Origin of the sequence: Mesorhizobium sp. CAU 1741, from assembly GCF_039839275.1 — a bacterium.
GTDB lineage: Bacteria > Pseudomonadota > Alphaproteobacteria > Rhizobiales > Rhizobiaceae > Aerobium.
Map to the genome: position 1 here is coordinate 215,119 of NZ_JBDOQP010000007.1, position 16,511 is coordinate 231,629.

Annotated in this window: 19 protein-coding genes and 1 riboswitch; of the genes, 9 read left to right on the forward strand and 10 right to left on the reverse strand. The window is 63.6% G+C overall.

Going from position 1 to position 16,511, the window contains the following annotated elements; translation table 11 throughout:
- The first annotated feature begins 21 nt into the window (after window positions 1-21).
- Together cobT and AAFN84_RS23540 are read left to right on the forward strand one after the other, a co-directional pair.
- The gene (gene cobT, locus AAFN84_RS23535) at window positions 22-1,908 is read left to right on the forward strand and encodes a cobaltochelatase subunit CobT (RefSeq protein ID WP_347517154.1); all 1,887 of its coding nucleotides are present in this window, start codon (window positions 22-24) and stop codon (window positions 1,906-1,908) included.
- On the forward strand, window positions 1,905-2,897 hold the full coding sequence (locus AAFN84_RS23540) for an esterase-like activity of phytase family protein (RefSeq protein ID WP_347517155.1): 993 nt from the start codon (window positions 1,905-1,907) through the stop codon (window positions 2,895-2,897). Before cobT ends, AAFN84_RS23540 begins: the two co-directional genes overlap by 4 nt.
- A 19-nt stretch (window positions 2,898-2,916) precedes the next feature.
- On the opposite strand, the gene AAFN84_RS23545 is transcribed toward AAFN84_RS23540, so the two are convergent.
- The 3 genes from AAFN84_RS23545 to AAFN84_RS23555 are packed head-to-tail and all read right to left on the reverse strand — an operon-like array spanning window position 2,917 to window position 4,448.
- Window positions 2,917-3,279, reverse strand: coding sequence for a response regulator (locus AAFN84_RS23545; protein WP_347517156.1), 363 nt, complete (start codon window positions 3,277-3,279; stop codon window positions 2,917-2,919).
- Window positions 3,280-3,282: 3 nt separating this feature from the next.
- The gene (hpt, locus tag AAFN84_RS23550; RefSeq protein WP_347517157.1) at window positions 3,283-3,825 is read right to left on the reverse strand and encodes a hypoxanthine phosphoribosyltransferase; all 543 of its coding nucleotides are present in this window, start codon (window positions 3,823-3,825) and stop codon (window positions 3,283-3,285) included.
- The gene (locus AAFN84_RS23555) at window positions 3,825-4,448 is read right to left on the reverse strand and encodes a hypothetical protein (RefSeq protein ID WP_347517158.1); all 624 of its coding nucleotides are present in this window, start codon (window positions 4,446-4,448) and stop codon (window positions 3,825-3,827) included. Before AAFN84_RS23555 ends, hpt begins: the two co-directional genes overlap by 1 nt.
- A 180-nt stretch (window positions 4,449-4,628) precedes the next feature.
- Here AAFN84_RS23555 and ftsE point away from each other — a divergent pair, with 180 nt between their 5' ends.
- From ftsE to AAFN84_RS23575, 4 genes are all read left to right on the forward strand, one after another.
- Window positions 4,629-5,288: a cell division ATP-binding protein FtsE gene (gene ftsE / locus AAFN84_RS23560; RefSeq protein WP_347517159.1), complete on the forward strand. Its 660-nt coding sequence runs from the start codon at window positions 4,629-4,631 to the stop codon at window positions 5,286-5,288.
- A complete protein-coding gene (locus tag AAFN84_RS23565; RefSeq protein ID WP_347517160.1) occupies window positions 5,281-6,255 on the forward strand; it encodes an ABC transporter permease in 975 nt (324 codons plus the stop codon). The genes ftsE and AAFN84_RS23565 overlap by 8 nt, the downstream gene beginning before the upstream one ends.
- A 172-nt stretch (window positions 6,256-6,427) precedes the next feature.
- Complete coding sequence (locus tag AAFN84_RS23570) at window positions 6,428-7,054, forward strand: YdcF family protein (protein WP_347517242.1); 627 nt, start codon at window positions 6,428-6,430, stop codon at window positions 7,052-7,054.
- 93 nt (window positions 7,055-7,147) lie between these two features.
- Window positions 7,148-7,948 carry a 1-acyl-sn-glycerol-3-phosphate acyltransferase gene (locus tag AAFN84_RS23575; protein ID WP_347517161.1) on the forward strand — a complete coding sequence of 267 codons (801 nt, stop codon included), beginning with the start codon at window positions 7,148-7,150 and terminating at the stop codon, window positions 7,946-7,948.
- On the opposite strand, the gene AAFN84_RS23580 is transcribed toward AAFN84_RS23575, so the two are convergent.
- Window positions 7,932-8,456, reverse strand: a complete 525-nt coding sequence (locus AAFN84_RS23580) for a gamma-glutamylcyclotransferase (RefSeq protein WP_347517162.1) — start codon at window positions 8,454-8,456, stop codon at window positions 7,932-7,934. The genes AAFN84_RS23575 and AAFN84_RS23580 overlap by 17 nt on opposite strands.
- A 101-nt stretch (window positions 8,457-8,557) precedes the next feature.
- On the opposite strand from AAFN84_RS23580, the gene AAFN84_RS23585 reads away from it, so the two are divergent.
- Window positions 8,558-9,556 (forward strand): DUF2125 domain-containing protein, encoded by a 999-nt coding sequence (locus tag AAFN84_RS23585; protein WP_347517163.1) that lies wholly within the window; start codon window positions 8,558-8,560, stop codon window positions 9,554-9,556.
- A gap of 1 nt (window position 9,557) precedes the next feature.
- Here the strand turns inward: AAFN84_RS23585 and AAFN84_RS23590 are convergent, their stop codons facing one another.
- Together AAFN84_RS23590 and hisC are read right to left on the reverse strand one after the other, a co-directional pair.
- A complete protein-coding gene (locus tag AAFN84_RS23590; protein ID WP_347517164.1) occupies window positions 9,558-10,493 on the reverse strand; it encodes a prephenate/arogenate dehydrogenase family protein in 936 nt (311 codons plus the stop codon).
- Between the two features lie 4 nt (window positions 10,494-10,497).
- Window positions 10,498-11,601, reverse strand: a complete 1,104-nt coding sequence (hisC, locus tag AAFN84_RS23595; RefSeq protein WP_347517165.1) for a histidinol-phosphate transaminase — start codon at window positions 11,599-11,601, stop codon at window positions 10,498-10,500.
- Between the two features lie 80 nt (window positions 11,602-11,681).
- Window positions 11,682-11,758, forward strand: a riboswitch (SAM riboswitch).
- 53 nt (window positions 11,759-11,811) lie between these two features.
- Here hisC and metA point away from each other — a divergent pair.
- Window positions 11,812-12,741: a homoserine O-succinyltransferase gene (gene metA, locus AAFN84_RS23600; RefSeq protein ID WP_347517166.1), complete on the forward strand. Its 930-nt coding sequence runs from the start codon at window positions 11,812-11,814 to the stop codon at window positions 12,739-12,741.
- Here metA and AAFN84_RS23605 read toward each other — a convergent pair.
- Together AAFN84_RS23605 and AAFN84_RS23610 are read right to left on the reverse strand one after the other, a co-directional pair.
- The gene (locus AAFN84_RS23605; RefSeq protein WP_347517168.1) at window positions 12,738-13,235 is read right to left on the reverse strand and encodes a peptide deformylase; all 498 of its coding nucleotides are present in this window, start codon (window positions 13,233-13,235) and stop codon (window positions 12,738-12,740) included. The two genes, metA and AAFN84_RS23605, sit on opposite strands and share 4 nt — an antisense overlap.
- 4 nt (window positions 13,236-13,239) lie before the next feature.
- Window positions 13,240-13,995: a methyltransferase domain-containing protein gene (locus tag AAFN84_RS23610; protein ID WP_347517243.1), complete on the reverse strand. Its 756-nt coding sequence runs from the start codon at window positions 13,993-13,995 to the stop codon at window positions 13,240-13,242.
- Window positions 13,996-14,101: 106 nt separating this feature from the next.
- Here AAFN84_RS23610 and gloB point away from each other — a divergent pair, with 106 nt between their 5' ends.
- Window positions 14,102-14,869 (forward strand): hydroxyacylglutathione hydrolase, encoded by a 768-nt coding sequence (gene gloB, locus AAFN84_RS23615; protein WP_347517169.1) that lies wholly within the window; start codon window positions 14,102-14,104, stop codon window positions 14,867-14,869.
- Window positions 14,870-14,884: 15 nt separating this feature from the next.
- On the opposite strand, the gene AAFN84_RS23620 is transcribed toward gloB, so the two are convergent.
- Window positions 14,885-15,550, reverse strand: a complete 666-nt coding sequence (locus tag AAFN84_RS23620; protein ID WP_347517170.1) for a lysoplasmalogenase — start codon at window positions 15,548-15,550, stop codon at window positions 14,885-14,887.
- Between the two features lie 44 nt (window positions 15,551-15,594).
- A complete protein-coding gene (locus AAFN84_RS23625; RefSeq protein ID WP_347517171.1) occupies window positions 15,595-16,365 on the reverse strand; it encodes a DUF3108 domain-containing protein in 771 nt (256 codons plus the stop codon).
- Between the last annotated feature and the right edge of the window lie 146 nt (window positions 16,366-16,511).

A 16,511-nucleotide genomic window follows, 5' to 3' on the forward strand; every position in this document is an offset into this window, starting at 1 on the left:
CGTGAAAGAGTTCCAAGGTTCATGGCAGGTCCCGGAGACAACACCCGCAACAAGTCGCTGAAGGGCGTTGACGCCGACGCCTTCAAGCGGGCGGTGTCGGTGTGCGTGCGCGCGCTGGCAGGCGACAACGAGCTGGAAGTCGCCTTCTCCAAGGACAAGCCGTCGCTCGCCGGCGGCCGTGCGCGCCTGCCCGACCTGCCGAAGAAGGCGAGTGCCGAAGATGTCGCCGTAACGCGCGGCATCGGCGATTCGATGGCGTTGCGCCGCGCCTGCCACGATCCGCGCATCCACATGAAGCTGGCGCCGGAAGGCAAGCAGGCCCGGGCGATATTCGACGCCGTCGAGCAGGCGCGAGTCGAGGCGATCGGCAGCCGCGCCATGCAGGGCGTCGCCGACAATATCGGCTCGATGCTGGAAGACAAATACGCCAAGGCCAACCTGGCGGACGTGGCCGACCAGGCGGACGCGCCGCTGGAGGAAGCCGTTGCACTGATGGTGCGCGAGAAACTGACTGGTCGTGCGGCGCCGAAAAGCGGTGCGCGCACAGTCGAGCTCTGGCGCAAATGGGTCGAAGACAAGGCCGGCGGCGACATTGGCGGGCTGCTCGACCGGCTTGACGACCAGCAGGCGTTCGCCCGCGTGGTGCGCGAGATGCTCGCTTCGATGGAGATGGCCGAAGAACTCGGCGAGGACGAACAGAGCGAAGAGTCTCAGGACGAAGACAACGAACCGCAAGGCGAGGAACAGAGCGAAGAGGGCGGAGACGACGACTCGGGCTCCGACCAGTCGCAGGCCGAAGAGACCGACACGTCAAGCGAGGACCAGGAAACCGGCGAGACCGAGACATCCGATGCCAGTGCCGACGAACTGGCGGACGACGACGACCTCGACGCCGAGACACCCGGCGAGGCAAAGCGTCAGGACAACCCCTTCGCCAACCTGCCGAAAGAAATCGACTACAAGGTCTTTACCACGCAGTTCGATGAAACAGTCGGCGCGGAGGAACTCTGCGACGAGGAGGAACTCGACCGCCTACGTGCCTTCCTCGACAAGCAGCTTTCCAATCTCCAAGGCGTCGTCGGACGGCTCGCCAACCGCCTGCAGCGCCGACTGATGGCGCAGCAGAACCGTTCGTGGGATTTCGACCTGGAGGAAGGCACACTCGATCCGGCGCGGCTGGTACGCGTTGTCATCGATCCGATGCAGCCGCTGTCGTTCAAGATGGAGCGCGATACGCAGTTCCGCGACACGGTCGTGACCCTCGTGCTCGACAATTCCGGCTCGATGCGGGGCCGACCGATCACTGTTGCCGCGACCTGTGCCGACATTCTGGCGCGGACGCTGGAGCGCTGCGGCGTCTCGGTCGAAATCCTCGGCTTCACCACCAAGGCCTGGAAGGGCGGCCAGTCTCGCGAGAAGTGGTTGAAGGAGGGCAAGCCTGCCAATCCCGGTCGTCTCAACGATTTGCGGCACATCATCTACAAGTCCGCCGACGCGCCGTGGCGGCGTTCGCGCCGCAATCTCGGGCTGATGATGCGCGAGGGGCTGCTGAAGGAGAACATCGACGGCGAAGCGCTGATGTGGGCCCACCAGCGCCTGATCGCGCGGCCGGAGCAGCGCAAGATCCTGATGATGATCTCGGACGGCGCGCCGGTCGACGATTCAACGCTCTCGGTCAATCCCGGCAACTACCTCGAGCGTCATTTGCGCGCCGTTATCGATCTGATCGAAACGCGATCGCCCGTGGAGCTACTGGCGATCGGCATCGGCCATGACGTCACGCGCTATTATCGCCGGGCGGTGACAATCGTGGATGCCGAGGAACTGGCCGGTGCCATGACGGAGCAGCTCGCATCGCTGTTCGGCGAGGAAAGCCAACGCGACGTCAAGCGCAAGCGGCGGGCATGACGCGCCGCATTCTGCCGCTGCTGGCGGCGGCATGCGCGACATTTCTCCAAAACACCGTGCTGTCGGCGCAATCGGTTGCCGTCACCTCGGTTCCGATTTCGCATTTTCGTTTCGGCTCCGAGCAGACGCGCTTCGGCGCGCTCGAATTCGTCGGCGGGTTCGAGATGCGTGCTGGAGAACGTGAGTTCGGCCAGCTTTCGTCAATTCGATTTCTGACGCCCGGCGGCGACTTTGTCGGCGTTGCCGATAACGGCCACTGGTTCTTAGGTGCGATCGAACGCGATTCGGACGAGGTGCCTGTGGGCGTGCGCGATTTTCGCATGCAGGCCATGGTCGGTCCGCAGGGTCAGGTGATCGCCCGCAAGGCCGACAAGGACGCCGAAGGGCTCGAGATATTCGACGACATCGCGACGGTCTCCTTCGAACGGGAGGCAAGGATCAGCGAATATCGCCTTGATCGCGACGGCATGGCAGATCCGATCCGGGACCTCGACCTCGTCGTGCCGCGCAACGAGCTGCGTCACAACCAGGGCTTCGAGACGCTGGCGCGGGCGCCTGAAGGCGGCGCGCTTGCGGGGGCGCGTCTGATCATCGCGGAACGCAGCATCGACACGAACGGCGACATCTTCGCCGCAATCCTGGAGGGGCCCGAAAAGGGCGTCTTCAAGGTGCGGCGCACGGACGACTTCGACGTCACGGACGGGACTTTCCTGCCGGATGGCGACCTGCTGCTGCTCGAGCGCCGCTTCTCGCTCGCACAGGGGATCGCCATGCGGCTGCGCCGTATCGCGGGAGCGAACCTGCGACAGGGCGCGGTGGTCGATGGAGAGGTGTTGATGGAGGCCGATCTCGCCTATCACATCGACAATATGGAGGGGCTGGATGTCTGGCGACGCGGCGATGGCGCGTTGATCGTCTCGCTTCTGTCGGACGACAACCAGTCGTTCCTGCAAAGGACAATCTATCTGGAATTCGTGCTCGGGGAGTAGGACGGATCGAGACCCCCGACTACCCCAGCGCCTGCTGCACCTTGTTGCGGATCTCGACCAGCGTGAATGGTTTTGAGACCACGTCGACGATGATCTGTTGCAGGTCGGCGGCGCGTTCGCGCTGCTCGGCATAGCCGGTCATCAGCAGGATTTTCAGGTCTGGAAACTCGCCTGCCGCAAGCTTGGCCATCTCGATGCCGTCCATGGCCGGCATGCGGATGTCCGACAAGACCAGATCGTAGCCGCCGCCGGCCTTACGGATCGATTCGAGGCCTTCATCGCCATCTTCCGCTGTCTCGACCTCGTGGCCTGCAGTGGCGATCGCCCGCGCGGTGAAGGTGCGGACCGATTCGTCATCCTCGACGATCAGGATCCTCGCCATGGGCTACGCATCTCCCTTGACGACGCCAACGAACGGCAGTTCGCGGAAGGCGTGCGCGACGTCCATGCCATAGCCGACGACGAAATAGTCCGGGCAGTCGAAGCCGACGAAGTCGGCCGTCAGCTCGGTCTGGCGCTTCGAGTGCTTGTCGAGCAGGACGGCGATGGAGACGCTCTTGGCGCCGCGCGACAGCATCAGCTCGCGGGTGAACTTAAGCGTCTTGCCCGATTCGAGAATGTCATCGATCAGAAGCACGTCGCGGCCGCTGACCTCGTTGTCGATGTCGCGCAGGACCTTCACTTCGCCTGACGTCGTTCCCGTGCCGTAGCTGGAGATGAAGATGAACTCCACTTCCGGCGACAGGCCCGTGTCGTGCATCGCGCGGATCAGGTCGGCGGCGAAGATGAACGAGCCCTTGAGAATGGAAATGACCAGAAGGTCATGATACTCGCGCTCGGCGATATCCTTGGCGAGTTCGAGATTGCGCCTGGCTATGGCCGAGGCGCTATACAGCACTTCAATCTCCTTGCCACGTACAACGGGCATCAGCGATTATCCTCCTGGAAGGTGACGGAGACGGTCTTCACACCGTTCCTAGGTGCCTCCAGGCGGCTGGAAAAGGCATAACGCTCCCCGGGTCCGAGCGGAGCATCGCTTGTCCCCAGGAAATAGCGGGTTTCGGTGCCATCATTGGCAAACACGACGATCTCGATCGCCGGCAGGTCGCGATCGGTCTGGCTGTCGTTGCGGGCCTGCCCTTCGACAAAGAGAACGTCGCGCCCGTCGAGGCGCTCGATGCGGCTTGAGACATCGGCAATGTGCAACTGACGCTGCGGCTGGGACGGCGGAGGCAAGACGCTCTGGCGCACAAAGGCGTGGCCGCCGGACACCCAGAAGGCCAACACCACGAGAACCAGGCCGGTCATCCAGAACAACGGCCCGCCGGGCTGCCGGCCCTTGCCGGCTATCTCCGCCTCGCCCTGCTTCAGGAATTCCATGCCGGTGGGAGCGGGGACCTCCGCTGTCCGACGCGGCTGTGCGTCACGCGCGGGCTCGACGGTTTCGAACTCGGCGTCGGCAAAGCCTTCTTTCCGCACATTTTCGCGGGGCGAGGGGGCATCCGTCATGATTTCGCCGGAAACGGGGCGTGCCTTGTCGAACTCGTTCATGCAGCCGGCGTCCCTTTCGCGGTGCTTCGCGAGGGTTAGCCTGAATTGGTTAATGCTTTGCTGAGGGGCACGCGTTGCACGCATGGCTTAACCGCAGATTAACCATGCAGATGGATGTTCGGTGCGTTCCGTTGCGCCGCTTCCCGTGACCGGCACAATTGCTAGACGCAAGGACTTTCAGTGATCCGTTTCGAGAATGTCGGCCTCAGATACGGCATGGGTCCGGAAATCCTCCGTGACATCTCCTTTCATCTGCCGGAACGCTCGTTCCAGTTCCTCAGCGGACCCTCGGGCGCCGGCAAGACGACACTGTTGCGCCTGCTGTTCATGTCGCTGAAGCCGACGCGCGGGCTGATCACGGTGTTCGGCAAGGATCGCGCCCGGATCACGCGGCGCGAACTGCCGCTGCTGCGCCGCAAGATCGGCGTCGTGTTCCAGGACTTTCGCCTTCTCGACCACATGACGACCTACGAAAACGTGGCGCTGCCGCTGCGTGTGCGCGGCCGCGAGGAGGCGAGCTACCGAGCCGACGTGATCGAACTGCTGAAATGGGTTGGCCTGGGCGAGCGCATGCATGTGCTGCCGCCGGTGCTTTCAGGCGGCGAGAAGCAGCGTGCCGCGATCGCCCGTGCCCTGATAGAGCAGCCACAAATCCTGCTGGCCGACGAACCAACGGGCAATGTCGATCCGCCACTGGCGCGGCGCCTGCTGCGCCTCTTCATAGAGCTCAACCGGCTCGGCACGGCGGTTCTCATCGCCACGCACGATATCGGGCTGATGGAGCAGGTCGATGCCCGCCGCATGATCCTGGCGGGCGGGAGGCTTGAAATCCATGACTGAAGCGAGTCTCACCGAGACGGCTGCCGTCGGGCGGCGCTTCGACCGGGCGCCGCGAAAGGCCGCGCCCATCGTTCCGCCACAGGACGTTGCCGGCAGTGCGCTTATCCTCGTCATCGCGATCATGACTTTCCTGTCATGCCTGACCTTCGGCGCCGTCACGCTGGTGCGCGACACCGCCGCGACATGGCAGACCCAACTTGCACGCGAGGCGACGATCCAGGTGATGCCCGATGACGGGCTGGACATGGAAGCGGCATTGCGGGCCGCACAACAGATCGCGGCGAGCCATGCCGGGGTGCGCGCGGCCGGCGTGGTCGACCGCGGCGCCACCGAACGGCTGCTGGAGCCGTGGCTCGGTGAGGGTTTCGAGATCGAGAACCTGCCTGTGCCGCGCCTCGTCATTGTCACCATCGACCCGTCGTCGCCGCCCGATTTCACCGCCATGCGCGCCGAACTGGCCGAACAGGTCCCTCGCGCCACGCTCGACGATCATCGAACATGGGTCGACCGCCTGGTGGCGATGGCCCGCACCACGGTGACCATCGGCGTGGCGATCCTCATCCTGATGCTGACTGCGACAGTGCTGGCGATCGTGTTCGCGACACGCGGCGCCATGGCCGGCAACGGGCACATCATCGAAGTTTTGCATTTCGTGGGCGCGGAAGCACGTTTCATCGCGGGACAGTTCCGGCGCCACTTCCTCTGGACGGGGATGAAAGGCGCTGCGGCCGGCGGTATCGCCGCGACCATCGTCTTCATCGGATTCTCCTGGTGGTCCTCGCTCAACATGGCGACGCCCCAGGCCGACCAGGCAACGGCGCTGTTCGGAAATTTCGCGATCGGTACCGCCGGCTATGCGGGGGTGGCCATGGTGGTGCTTCTTGTCGGCGCACTGACCGCGGCGACCTCGCATCTGACGGTGGTGTCTTATCTCAGCGACATCGATGCCCGGCAGCACGAAGTCTGACGCACGTCGATGCCGCCGACTTTCATCACTCAGCCGACAAAACGTCTATCCAATGCCGCATTTGCGGGTTAACCATGGTCACATGAAGGGGCCACAGGATATCGGTTCGTCGGAAATCGCGACGGACCACACTGCTGGTGCGACGCAGGCGCGCATGCCGGCGGTGCGCGCCATGTGTGTCGGCTGTGTCATCCTCATCGGGGCAGCGATTGCTTTCCTTGGCGGTTTCGCCGCGTTTGCCACCCATGTCGCGCGTCTGTCTACCCCATCCGAACTTCGTGAGGCCGATGCGATCATCGTATTGACGGGCGGCGAGAAAAGGATCGACGCGGCGCTCGAACTTCTTGAGTCGGGGAAGGGGCAGCGGCTGCTGATCAGCGGCGTGCATCCTTCGGCGCGGGTCATCGACCTCCAGCGGGCTACTGGCGGCAATGAGACCCTGTTTTCGTGCTGCGTCGACATTGACCGGCTGGCTCTCGACACCATCGGCAATGCCGAGGAGAGCGCCAAATGGGTCAATTCCCATGCCTGGAACAGCGTCATCGTGGTCACCAACAACTATCACATGCCGCGCAGCCTGCTCGAACTACGGCGGCTGATCGGTGACGCCGATTTGCTGCCCTATCCGGTGGTCAACACGCGTCTGGATGATGGCGAGTGGGTGACCAACCGGGCCGCGCTGCGGGTGCTTTTCACCGAATATGCCAAATACGTCGCTGCGGTCGCGCGCGGCATGCTGCCGCTGGGCGAACCTGGAGCTGGCGACGCCACGCTGGCGGTTTCAGCAGCGCATCCGTAGGATCGCCTTTCCGGCGGCATGACTCGCGGACGTTTCCCTTTTGCCGCCCGTAGTGTAACGAGCCGGTCACGTGATCAGATTCAGGCCGGTTTCATGCTCGTGCTCCGTTCGCTGGCGTTCAACATCGCCTTCTACGTCAGCCTCGTCGTCCAGATGATCGTCTGGTCGCCGTTCTACTTCCTCGCGCCGCGAAAGCAGGCGTGGTTCGTGCCTCGCTTCTGGTCGATGTCGAGCCTGAAGCTGATGGAGTGGATCGCCGGAACCAAGAGCCGCATCGACGGGCTGGAGAACCTGCCCGAGGGCCCCTTCATCCTTGCGCCCAAGCACCAGTCGTTCTGGGATACGATCGCGTTCTTCCCCTACCTCTCCGACCCGGTCTACATCCTCAAGCGTGAACTGACGTGGATTCCGTTCTTCGGCTGGTACCTGGCCAAGGTGAAGATGATTCCGATCAATCGCGGCAACCGGTCGAAGGCGCTGAAGGAGGCGCTGCGGATAGCGCGGCAACGGATGGCCGACGGGCGCCAGCTCATCATATATCCCGAGGGCACCCGCCGCCCGCCTGGCGCAGAGCCGCTCTATAAATGGGGCATCGTCGAGATATACGCATCGCTGGGCGTGCCGGTGGTGCCTGTTGCCCACGTCGCCGGGCTCTATTGGCCGCGTCGCAAGTTTCTGCGTCATCCCGGCGTGATCCACGCCCGTTTCCTGCCGCCGATCGAGCCGGGTCTGGGCAAGGAGGAATTCATGGAGCGGCTGATTTCGGAAACCGAGGCGGCCACCGACGCGCTGCTGATCGAGGCCGCGCGTTCCGACAATTCACCGCCAATGCCGCCGACGGCCGCTACGAGACTCAGGGCGCTCGGCGTGGAGCCGACTAAACTGGAGGTGTAATCCTTGCGGCGACGCCTTCGAGCCAGTGGTCGCGGATGCCGAGCGCGTGCAGATGGTCGATCGTGTTGAGGACGTATTCCTCGTTCGGCCCCGACTGGCCGACCGCACCTGACACCGCCCGTGCCGCGTCGTCCACCTGGAGGCTTCCCGCATACTGGGCATGGCGTCTGTCGACCACGTAACTAACGGCCTCCACCACCGCGCCGGAATCCAGCCGCACAGGCAACCGCTTCTCGAGATAGACGTTGGTGACAAGTTCGCGCTCACGCAGATAGGCAAGCACTTCCCCGGAAAGATCGCCTGGAACGCGGAATGCCATGCCAAGGCACGAGCCTCCGCGGTCGAGCCCTAAAACGAGCCCCGGCCGGTCTGGCGTGCCTCGGTGCACGTGCGAACGAACACACAGCGCGCGACGGTATCCCATCAGTCGCGCGCGATGAGTCTCGGTATGGGCAAATCCCGGACGCCACATCAGCGAGCCGTAGCCAAACACCCAAAAATCGCCCATATCGGCTAACCAGATTTCACACGGCCGGACACGCCGGCAAGGCCCCAAGGAACACGGACCGGAACGAGCCGGCAGGCGAGAGGGGTAACGAAAGCAAGGGCATGACGTCAAGCCAACCGACCCGGACGAACTACAGCAGGCGCTTCTTCTGGTTCGCGGTTGCGATCGTGCTTGCAATCGGCGCCTACACTGCAGGCTGGTACTATGCCGCGGGGGAACTCACGCAACGGGTGAACGCCGGCGTCGCTGCGCTCAATGGCGATGGTCGGCGCGCAAGCTGCGAGAATGCGGAGGCGCGTGGCTATCCGTTCCGGATTGGCGTCTTCTGTCGATCGGTGATGTTTGAGGAATCGGGCCGGGGCATCGGTTTTCGTGCGCGTGAGTTTCGCTCTGCAGCACAGGTCTATGCGCCGCGCCACGCGCTCGCGGAACTGGAAGGGCCGGCGACGCTGCAGTTTCCGGGCCTGATGGCGATGGACCTCGAATGGTCGAGCCTGCGCGCCAGCTCGCGTCTCGCATCACCGGTGCCGGACCTGATCTCGCTTGAGGCACGTGATCTCGCGGTTGGGCCCGACGAGCCCGGTGCGTTGAGAACCGTGTTGTGGCGGGCCGACCAGATGGAAGTTCATATGCGGCCGGCGGGCGAAGACCTCGACCTTGCGATCCGGTTTTCCGGCCTGAGCCTCGACGGAGCAATTGCCGATGCCGTCACGCTGCCGGCTTTCGAGGGGTTGGTCGATCTCCAGCTCGCGCGCGCCGTGACTATCATCGATCCGCTAGCTGCAAGCCTGCGTGGCCGCTCAGGCATCCTGCGTGACGCCACGATAACCGTTGCCGGGAGCGAGGCTGGTGTAACCATTCGCGGTCCGGTTTCGGTTGACGATCAGGGGCTCGTCGATGCCGAACTCGACGTGACCCTTCGCGAAGCGCGCGCCATCGCCGAGATTCTGGTCTCGCTGCTGCCGGACGCGCGACAGGAGATCGAGCTGAGCCTGTCGGCGATCGAGGCGATGGGCGAAACACCGACCCTGCCGCTGCGCATCGTCAATGGCGACGTGAGCGTCGGCTTTATTTCACTCGGTGCCATCCCGCCTTTGTAAGCTAGCGCCTGTCTGCGGGTTTGGCGGCAGAGCGCCCGAAATCCGGCGTATCGATTTCCTGGCCGGCCTCGATGATCGAGCGGCGGACGTCTCGCGTGCGGGTAAACAGGTCGAACAGCTTGTCGCCGTCGCCCCAGCGGATTGCGCGTTGAAGCGATGCCAGGTCTTCCGAGAAGCGCGAGAGCATTTCCAGTATCGCGTCCTTGTTGTGCAGGCACACGTCGCGCCACATCGTCGGATCGGACGCGGCAAGACGGGTGAAGTCGCGGAAGCCCGACGCCGAATATTTGATGACTTCCGACTTGGTCACCGTCTGCAGGTCGTCCGCCGTGCCGACGATGTTGTAGGCGATGATGTGCGGAAGATGCGAGACCATGGCGAGCACCATGTCATGGTGCAGCGGATCCATGGTGTCGATGTTGGAGCCACATGCGCGCCAGAACGCGCCGAGACGCTCGATCGCCTGCGCGTCCGTGCCCTCAGGGGGCGTGAGGATGCACCAGCGGTTCTGGAACAGGTCGGCAAAGCCGGCATCCGGGCCGGACTTTTCGGTGCCGGCGAGCGGGTGGCCCGGGATGAAGTGGACCGTTGCGGGCATGTGCGGCTGCATCTGGGCCAGGACGGACGCCTTGGTTGAGCCGACATCGGTGACGATCGCGCCCGGCTTGAGTGTTCCGGCAATGCGCTCGGCGACGGACCCCGAGGAGCCCACGGGCACCGAGATGATGACGAGGTCGGCATCCTTGACGGCTTCCGCCGCGTCGGCCACGTAGCGGTCGCCCAGATCGAGTTCTTCCGCGCGCGTCAACGTCTCCTGCCTGCGCGTCGAGATCACCAGTTCTCCCGCCAGGCTTTCCCGGCGGATAATGCGGGCGAGCGACGAGCCGATCAGGCCGATGCCTATGAGGGTAATCCTGTCGAACATCATTTCGGACATTGGGTCAGGCTTTCAAAAATTCGGAGAGGGCGGCCACCACACCGCGATTGGCGTCTTCGGTGCCGATCGTCATGCGCAGGGCATTGGGGAAGCCATAGGCAGCGACGCGGCGCAGCAGATAGCCGCGCGCGGAAAGATATTCGTCCGCCGCCACGGCCGAGTGCCGGGCCTCGCCCGGGAAATGCACAAGGATGAAATTGCCGACGCTCGGCGTGACGCGAAGCCCCAGCTTCTCAAGTTCCTCGGTGGTCCAGCGGAGCCATTTCTCGTTATGGCTGACCGAGCGCTCCACATGGTCGCGATCGAGCATCGCGGCAATGCCGGCCTCGATGGCGACGGCATTGACGTTGAACGGGTCACGCACGCGTTCCAGCGCATCGACGATATGCGATGGGGCATAGATCCAGCCGATCCGCGCGCCACCAAGGCCGTGCACCTTGGAAAAGGTTCGCGTCATCACGACGTTGTGGCTCGCCGCGACGAGTTCGACGCCGGCCTCGTAATCGTTGCGGCGAACGAACTCCGCATAGGCTGCGTCGAGAATCAGCAGCACATTTCCGGGGAGGCCGCGATGCAGCCGACGGACTTCCTCAAACGGCAGGTAGGTGCCGGTCGGATTGTTGGGGTTGGCCAGGAAGACGATGCGGGTCTTCGGCGTGACCGCGGCGAGGATTGCGTCGACGTCGGTACGCTCGCCGGTTTCGCTCGCCACCACCGGCGTGGCGCCTGCGGCGCGCAGGTAGATCGGATAGGCGAGAAAACCGTACTCGCTGTAGATGCCCTCGTCGCCGCGTCCGACATAGGTGCGGGTAAGCAGCGCGATGGCTTCGTCCGACCCGTTGAAGACCATGATGTTGGAGTGGTTGAGGCCGTGCGTTGCGCCGATCGTTTCGCGCAGGCGGGTTGCCGCACCATCGGGATAGAGCGCCAGCTTCGCCGCCACCGCCTGCGCAGCCTCGATGGCGCGTGGCGAGGGGCCGAGCGGGTTCTCGTTGGCTGACAGCTTGTAGACCTTCTCGACGCCTGCCGGTGCATGGCCCTTGCCAGGCACGTAGGCATCGATGTTCATCACGCCGGGAAGAGGCTGCGGGCGAAGCTCGGTGGTCATGGGCTGCGTTCCTGCTTGAGAGGCCGCCTGCCTCTAGCAAGCTTTGCCGTTGACGCAAAGACCGCCGCGGCCTAAAAGCTGCCAATACTCGTGGTGATTTGCCGGTCGGCTTGCAGCCACGTTAAACAACTTGCTAAAGGGCCGTTTGCAACAAGTCCGTTGGGACCGGCCGCGATTTCGCCGCCGGTTTTTTGTTTTGGAGGGTTTGCAATGCCGATCAAGATTCCCGACCAGCTTCCCGCGCGTGACGTTCTCGTGCGCGAGGGCGTGCCCGTGATGGACGAGCAGACGGCGCTGCGGCAGGACATCCGGCCGTTGCAGATCGGGCTCCTGAACCTGATGCCCAACAAGATCCGTACCGAGGCCCAGATCGCCCGCCTGATCGGGTCCTCGCCGCTGCAGGTGGAACTGACACTGGTGCGCATCGGCAACCACAAGGCCAAGAACACGCCCGAGGAGCATCTGATAACCTTCTACCAGACGTGGGAGGAAGTCCGGTCGCGCAAGTTCGACGGCTTCATCATCACCGGCGCGCCGATCGAGCTGCTGCCGTTCGAGACGGTCGGCTATTGGGACGAGCTGACGCAGATTCTCGACTGGACCAGAACCAACGTGCACTCGTCCTTCTTCATCTGCTGGGGTGCAATGGCTGCCGCCTGGCACTTCCACCAGATCCCGAAATATACGCTGGAGAAGAAGGCCTTCGGTGTCTACCGGCATCGCAACAATGCACCGACCTCCCCCTTCCTGACCGGCTTCTCGGACGATTTCGCCATTCCGGTATCGCGCTGGACCGAGGTTCGGGCGGCCGACATTTCGGCCGACAGCGGGCTCGAATTGCTGATGGATTCGAGCGTCACCGGACCGTGCATGATGTCGGAGAAGACCGGCAACCGGCTCTACATGTTCAACCACATCGAATATGATTCTACCTCGCTGAAGGAAGAATACGATCGCGACGTGGCCGCCGGTACGCCGATCGAGATCCCGCACGAGTATTACCCGAATGACGATCCAAGTCGTCCGCCGCTCAATCGCTGGCGCTCGCATGCACATCTGTTGTTCGGCAACTGGCTGAACCAAGTCTACCAGACGACCGTCTATGACCTCGACCAGATCGGCGGGACCAACGCCGACTAGGCGCGCTGCATCTTCTCCCAGCGCCTGATCGCGCGCTCGCGTTTGAGCCGCGACAGGCGCTGGAGCCAGAAGATGCCATCGAGCTGGTCGACCTCGTGCTGGATGCATGTTGCGAGAAAGCCGGTGGCGTCGTCCTCCCGCATTTCGCCTTCCAGCGTCTGGTACCGAAACCGGATCCGGGCAGGGCGTTCTATGTCCTCGGTCACTCCTGGCATCGATACGCTGCCTTCGGTGTATCGATGCATGTCGGCGGAAGCGCTCAGAATGACGGGGTTGACGTAGATCCTTGCGCCATCATCGCGCGAAAGTTCGATGACGGTGACGCGCTGCAGGATGCCGATATGGGGTCCGGTGATGCCGACGCCGGGTGCGGCACGCATCGTGTCGAGCAAGTCGTCGGCAAGGCTGCGGAGTGACGCGTCAAACGCCGCTACCGGTTCGCATGGCGTGCGTAGCGCGGGATCGGGAAAGCGAACGATCGCGCGGACTGTCATGCCGTCAGGCATCTTTCGCTGGGCGGCGCATCGCGCGGGTTGCACCCTGCGGCGCGAGCACCGGCACGAAGACGCGTCGCGATGAACGCGCGGCAACGGGCAGGCCCTGGTAGACGCGCTTTTGCGCCTCGACGATGATCACGCCCGCAAAGATCGGCCACAGCCGTCTGCCGGCGCGCTCCAGAAGCGTGTGGAGCCGCATCATCCATCGCCGTTTCGATGGCGGGAAATGCAGGGCGTCCGACCATGCGCCGGGCGTGAAATTGGTATCGCGAAGCAGGTTGTTGAGCTGCGTGCGCGAGAATGGTCGCCCGGTACCGAAGGGCGTGTGTTCAAAGCGGGCCCAGACACCCCTGCGGTTCGGCACGACGATGACGAGACGTCCCCCCGGCGCCAGCACGCGCCAGATTTCCATCAGCGTCTCGCGCGGGTTCTCGGCATGCTCGAGCGCGTGGACGAGCAGCATGCGGTCTATCGCCGAATCGAAGAGCGGCAATTCCTCCTCGAACACGAGCGCGGTTGTTGAGGGCCTGCCGGCGGGCCAACTCACCGCGCCCTGCGTCGCGGGCATGAAGGCGAAGACACGATCTGCATCGATGCCGAATCGCTCGAGCCAGGGTAGCGTATAACCCAGCCCGACCAGCCGCTCGTTGGGCAATTTTGCCCAGATCGACGAGATCGCCATCGTGATCGAGCGCTCGGCCAATCGGCCAAGCGTCGAGGAATAGAATGCGCGAAGGTCGACGATGTCCGAAAGCATGGTCACACCGTAGCGATCCATCCCTGCCACATCAAGAAAGTGTCCTGGATGGTTTCCTCCGGTGACAGGCATGCACTATCCTGTGCAGCAACCAAGGAGGTACGTCATGGCGGTCGAGATCGAGCAATTCATGTGCCGGAGCGACAATTTCGGGATTCTGATGCGCGATTCGCAGAGCGGTGAAACGGCGCTGATCGATGCGCCGGAGGAGCGAGCCATTCTCGACGCCGTGGAACGCACCGGTTGGACACCGACCGTGCTCTATGTCACGCATCATCATCCGGATCATGTCGAGGCAAACCTAGCCCTGAAGCAGCGTTTCGGGCTGAAGATCGTCGGACCCAAGGCGGAGGCCGCCAAGATTCCTGGCATAGACGAGACGGTGGCTGGAGGCGACGTCTTGCGTTTCGGTGGCGAGGAGATCGGGGTGATCGAAACGCCGGGGCATACTGCGGGCCATGTCTCCTACTACATGCCGAAGTCGGGCGTGGCCTTCACTGCCGATACCCTGTTTGCGCTCGGATGCGGCCGGCTCTTCGAAGGCACGCCCGCCACGATGTTCGCTTCGCTGAAGAAACTCGCGGCGCTGCCGGCCGAGACGATCGTCTATTGCGGACACGAATATACGCTGACCAATGCGCGGTTCGCGCTGACGGTCGACCCGACCAACTCGGCCCTCAAGTCGCGTGTCCGCGAGATCGAGGCTTTGCGCGCAGACGACAAGCCGACATTGCCGACCACGATCGCGCAGGAACTGGCGACGAACCCGTTCATGCGCGCACACGACCCGGCGATCCGCAGGAACCTCGGCATGGAAACAGCCTCTGACGAGGCGGTATTCGCCGAAATCCGCAAGCGCAAGGATGTCGCCTGAGCCAGTCGCTGCTGGTCACAGAATGAAGCCGAGCGCGATCGATAGCTGAGCCAGATAATAGATCACCCATACCGCCGGTCCCGTCCAGGCGCGATGCGTCGAATCTGGCAGGACGAGAAATCGTTCCGCCGCCAGAATGGCATCGGACGCCAGGAAGAGCGCGGCGCCGACCATCACAAGCGGTGCGGAAACCGTCGCAGCCGCCAGCATCATGGCCAGAATAGCCGTAACGTAGGCCGTGACGGGCAGCCGCAGGGACGAGCCGACGGCAGGAAGAAGGCGCACTGTCAGCGGGATCGCGGCTGCGACGGCAATCAGCGGCAGGCCGACCCGCCAGGGTTGGGCCATCAGGATTTCGACGCCGCCGCCGGCGAGCAAGAACAACGTTACATAGACAATGTGGGCGGCAAGGAAACTCGCGAGACCGGCAAGAAACGCACGGTCGTCTTCCTGTGCGAGGAATGCGTCGCCTATTGCACTGAGAACCAGTGCTGCGACGAGAAGGAATGGGCCGCCCTCGATGGCCACCAGAAGGGCAAGCAGGCCAATGGAGCCGGCCTTCATTGCGGTGCGCCGCCACGAAGGTGCGCGGGCCTGCATCAGTAGGTAGAAGAATGCGGCAACCGCAGAGAAGAGCAGCGTGCCGTTGGAAAGCGATTCGATCCCGCCGGGAAAAGGCATCAATGGCCCTCCAATGGAGGCCGAGGGTTACCGCGAGGCTGCGATCAGCGCAAGGCGATGCGGCTCGCGGTGACGCGGACGGTGCCGACCTGCGTTCCTATGGAGGCGTCGACCGGCGTGTAGAAGCCGGTTTCGCCGAGCTTGGCGAAGGAAATCGTGATGCGGCTGCGATTCCTGAGGAACTCGATCTGGCGGCGGCCCTGCCGGTAACCCGCCACGGGCACGAAGCGCGCCTGGCACGTTACGCCTTCCCCGTCGAAGCCGGGCAGTGCGCCGATCGACATGTGGGTGAGTTCAAGGTCGGCGCGCAACTCGCCATCGAAGAAGCGTATGGTGCGGTTGCAGACTTCGTTTGCGTCCGATGTGCGGATGAGGGTCGAGGTTATCGGATCGAGGGTCGCGTGCAGCGCATCGGCGGTCAGCGGCACCCACGGCGAACGGCGCTTCGGCTCCGGCCTGTTGACCACGCTTTCGACGCCGGCGCCGCCGAAGCGGATCGTCGTGTGACCCTGCTTGCCGTCGGAAACGTAGTCGAGCACGTAGGAGCTTGGTTGCGCGCCATCCTTGCCGATCGCGCCTTCCACCTGCGTGGTTCCCTTGGTGTCGTCGAATATGCGGCCCACTCCGGTGCTCGCCACGGTTCCGGCGATGGTGAAGCGGTCCTCAAGGAACGTGCTGTCGAAACTCGCCCGCGCGATCGGAAGACCGAGCAAGGTGACCGAATATTCCGCCCGGAAGGATTGTTCGCTGGCGTGAAGGGGCGCGGCCGACGAAAGCGCGGCGAGAGCAACGAGGAAAGCAGTCGGGCCTTGCATGCTTGACTCCACTTGCAGAGCGTCCCTCGCACCGCTTTGGCAGCAAGGACGGCTTGCCAGAGGATTTCGGCGATTGTAAGGGTGACGCCTCGGACGTGCCGGTCATCGCCAAGCTTGCGCTTGACCGGCACGCCAAATGCCACTAT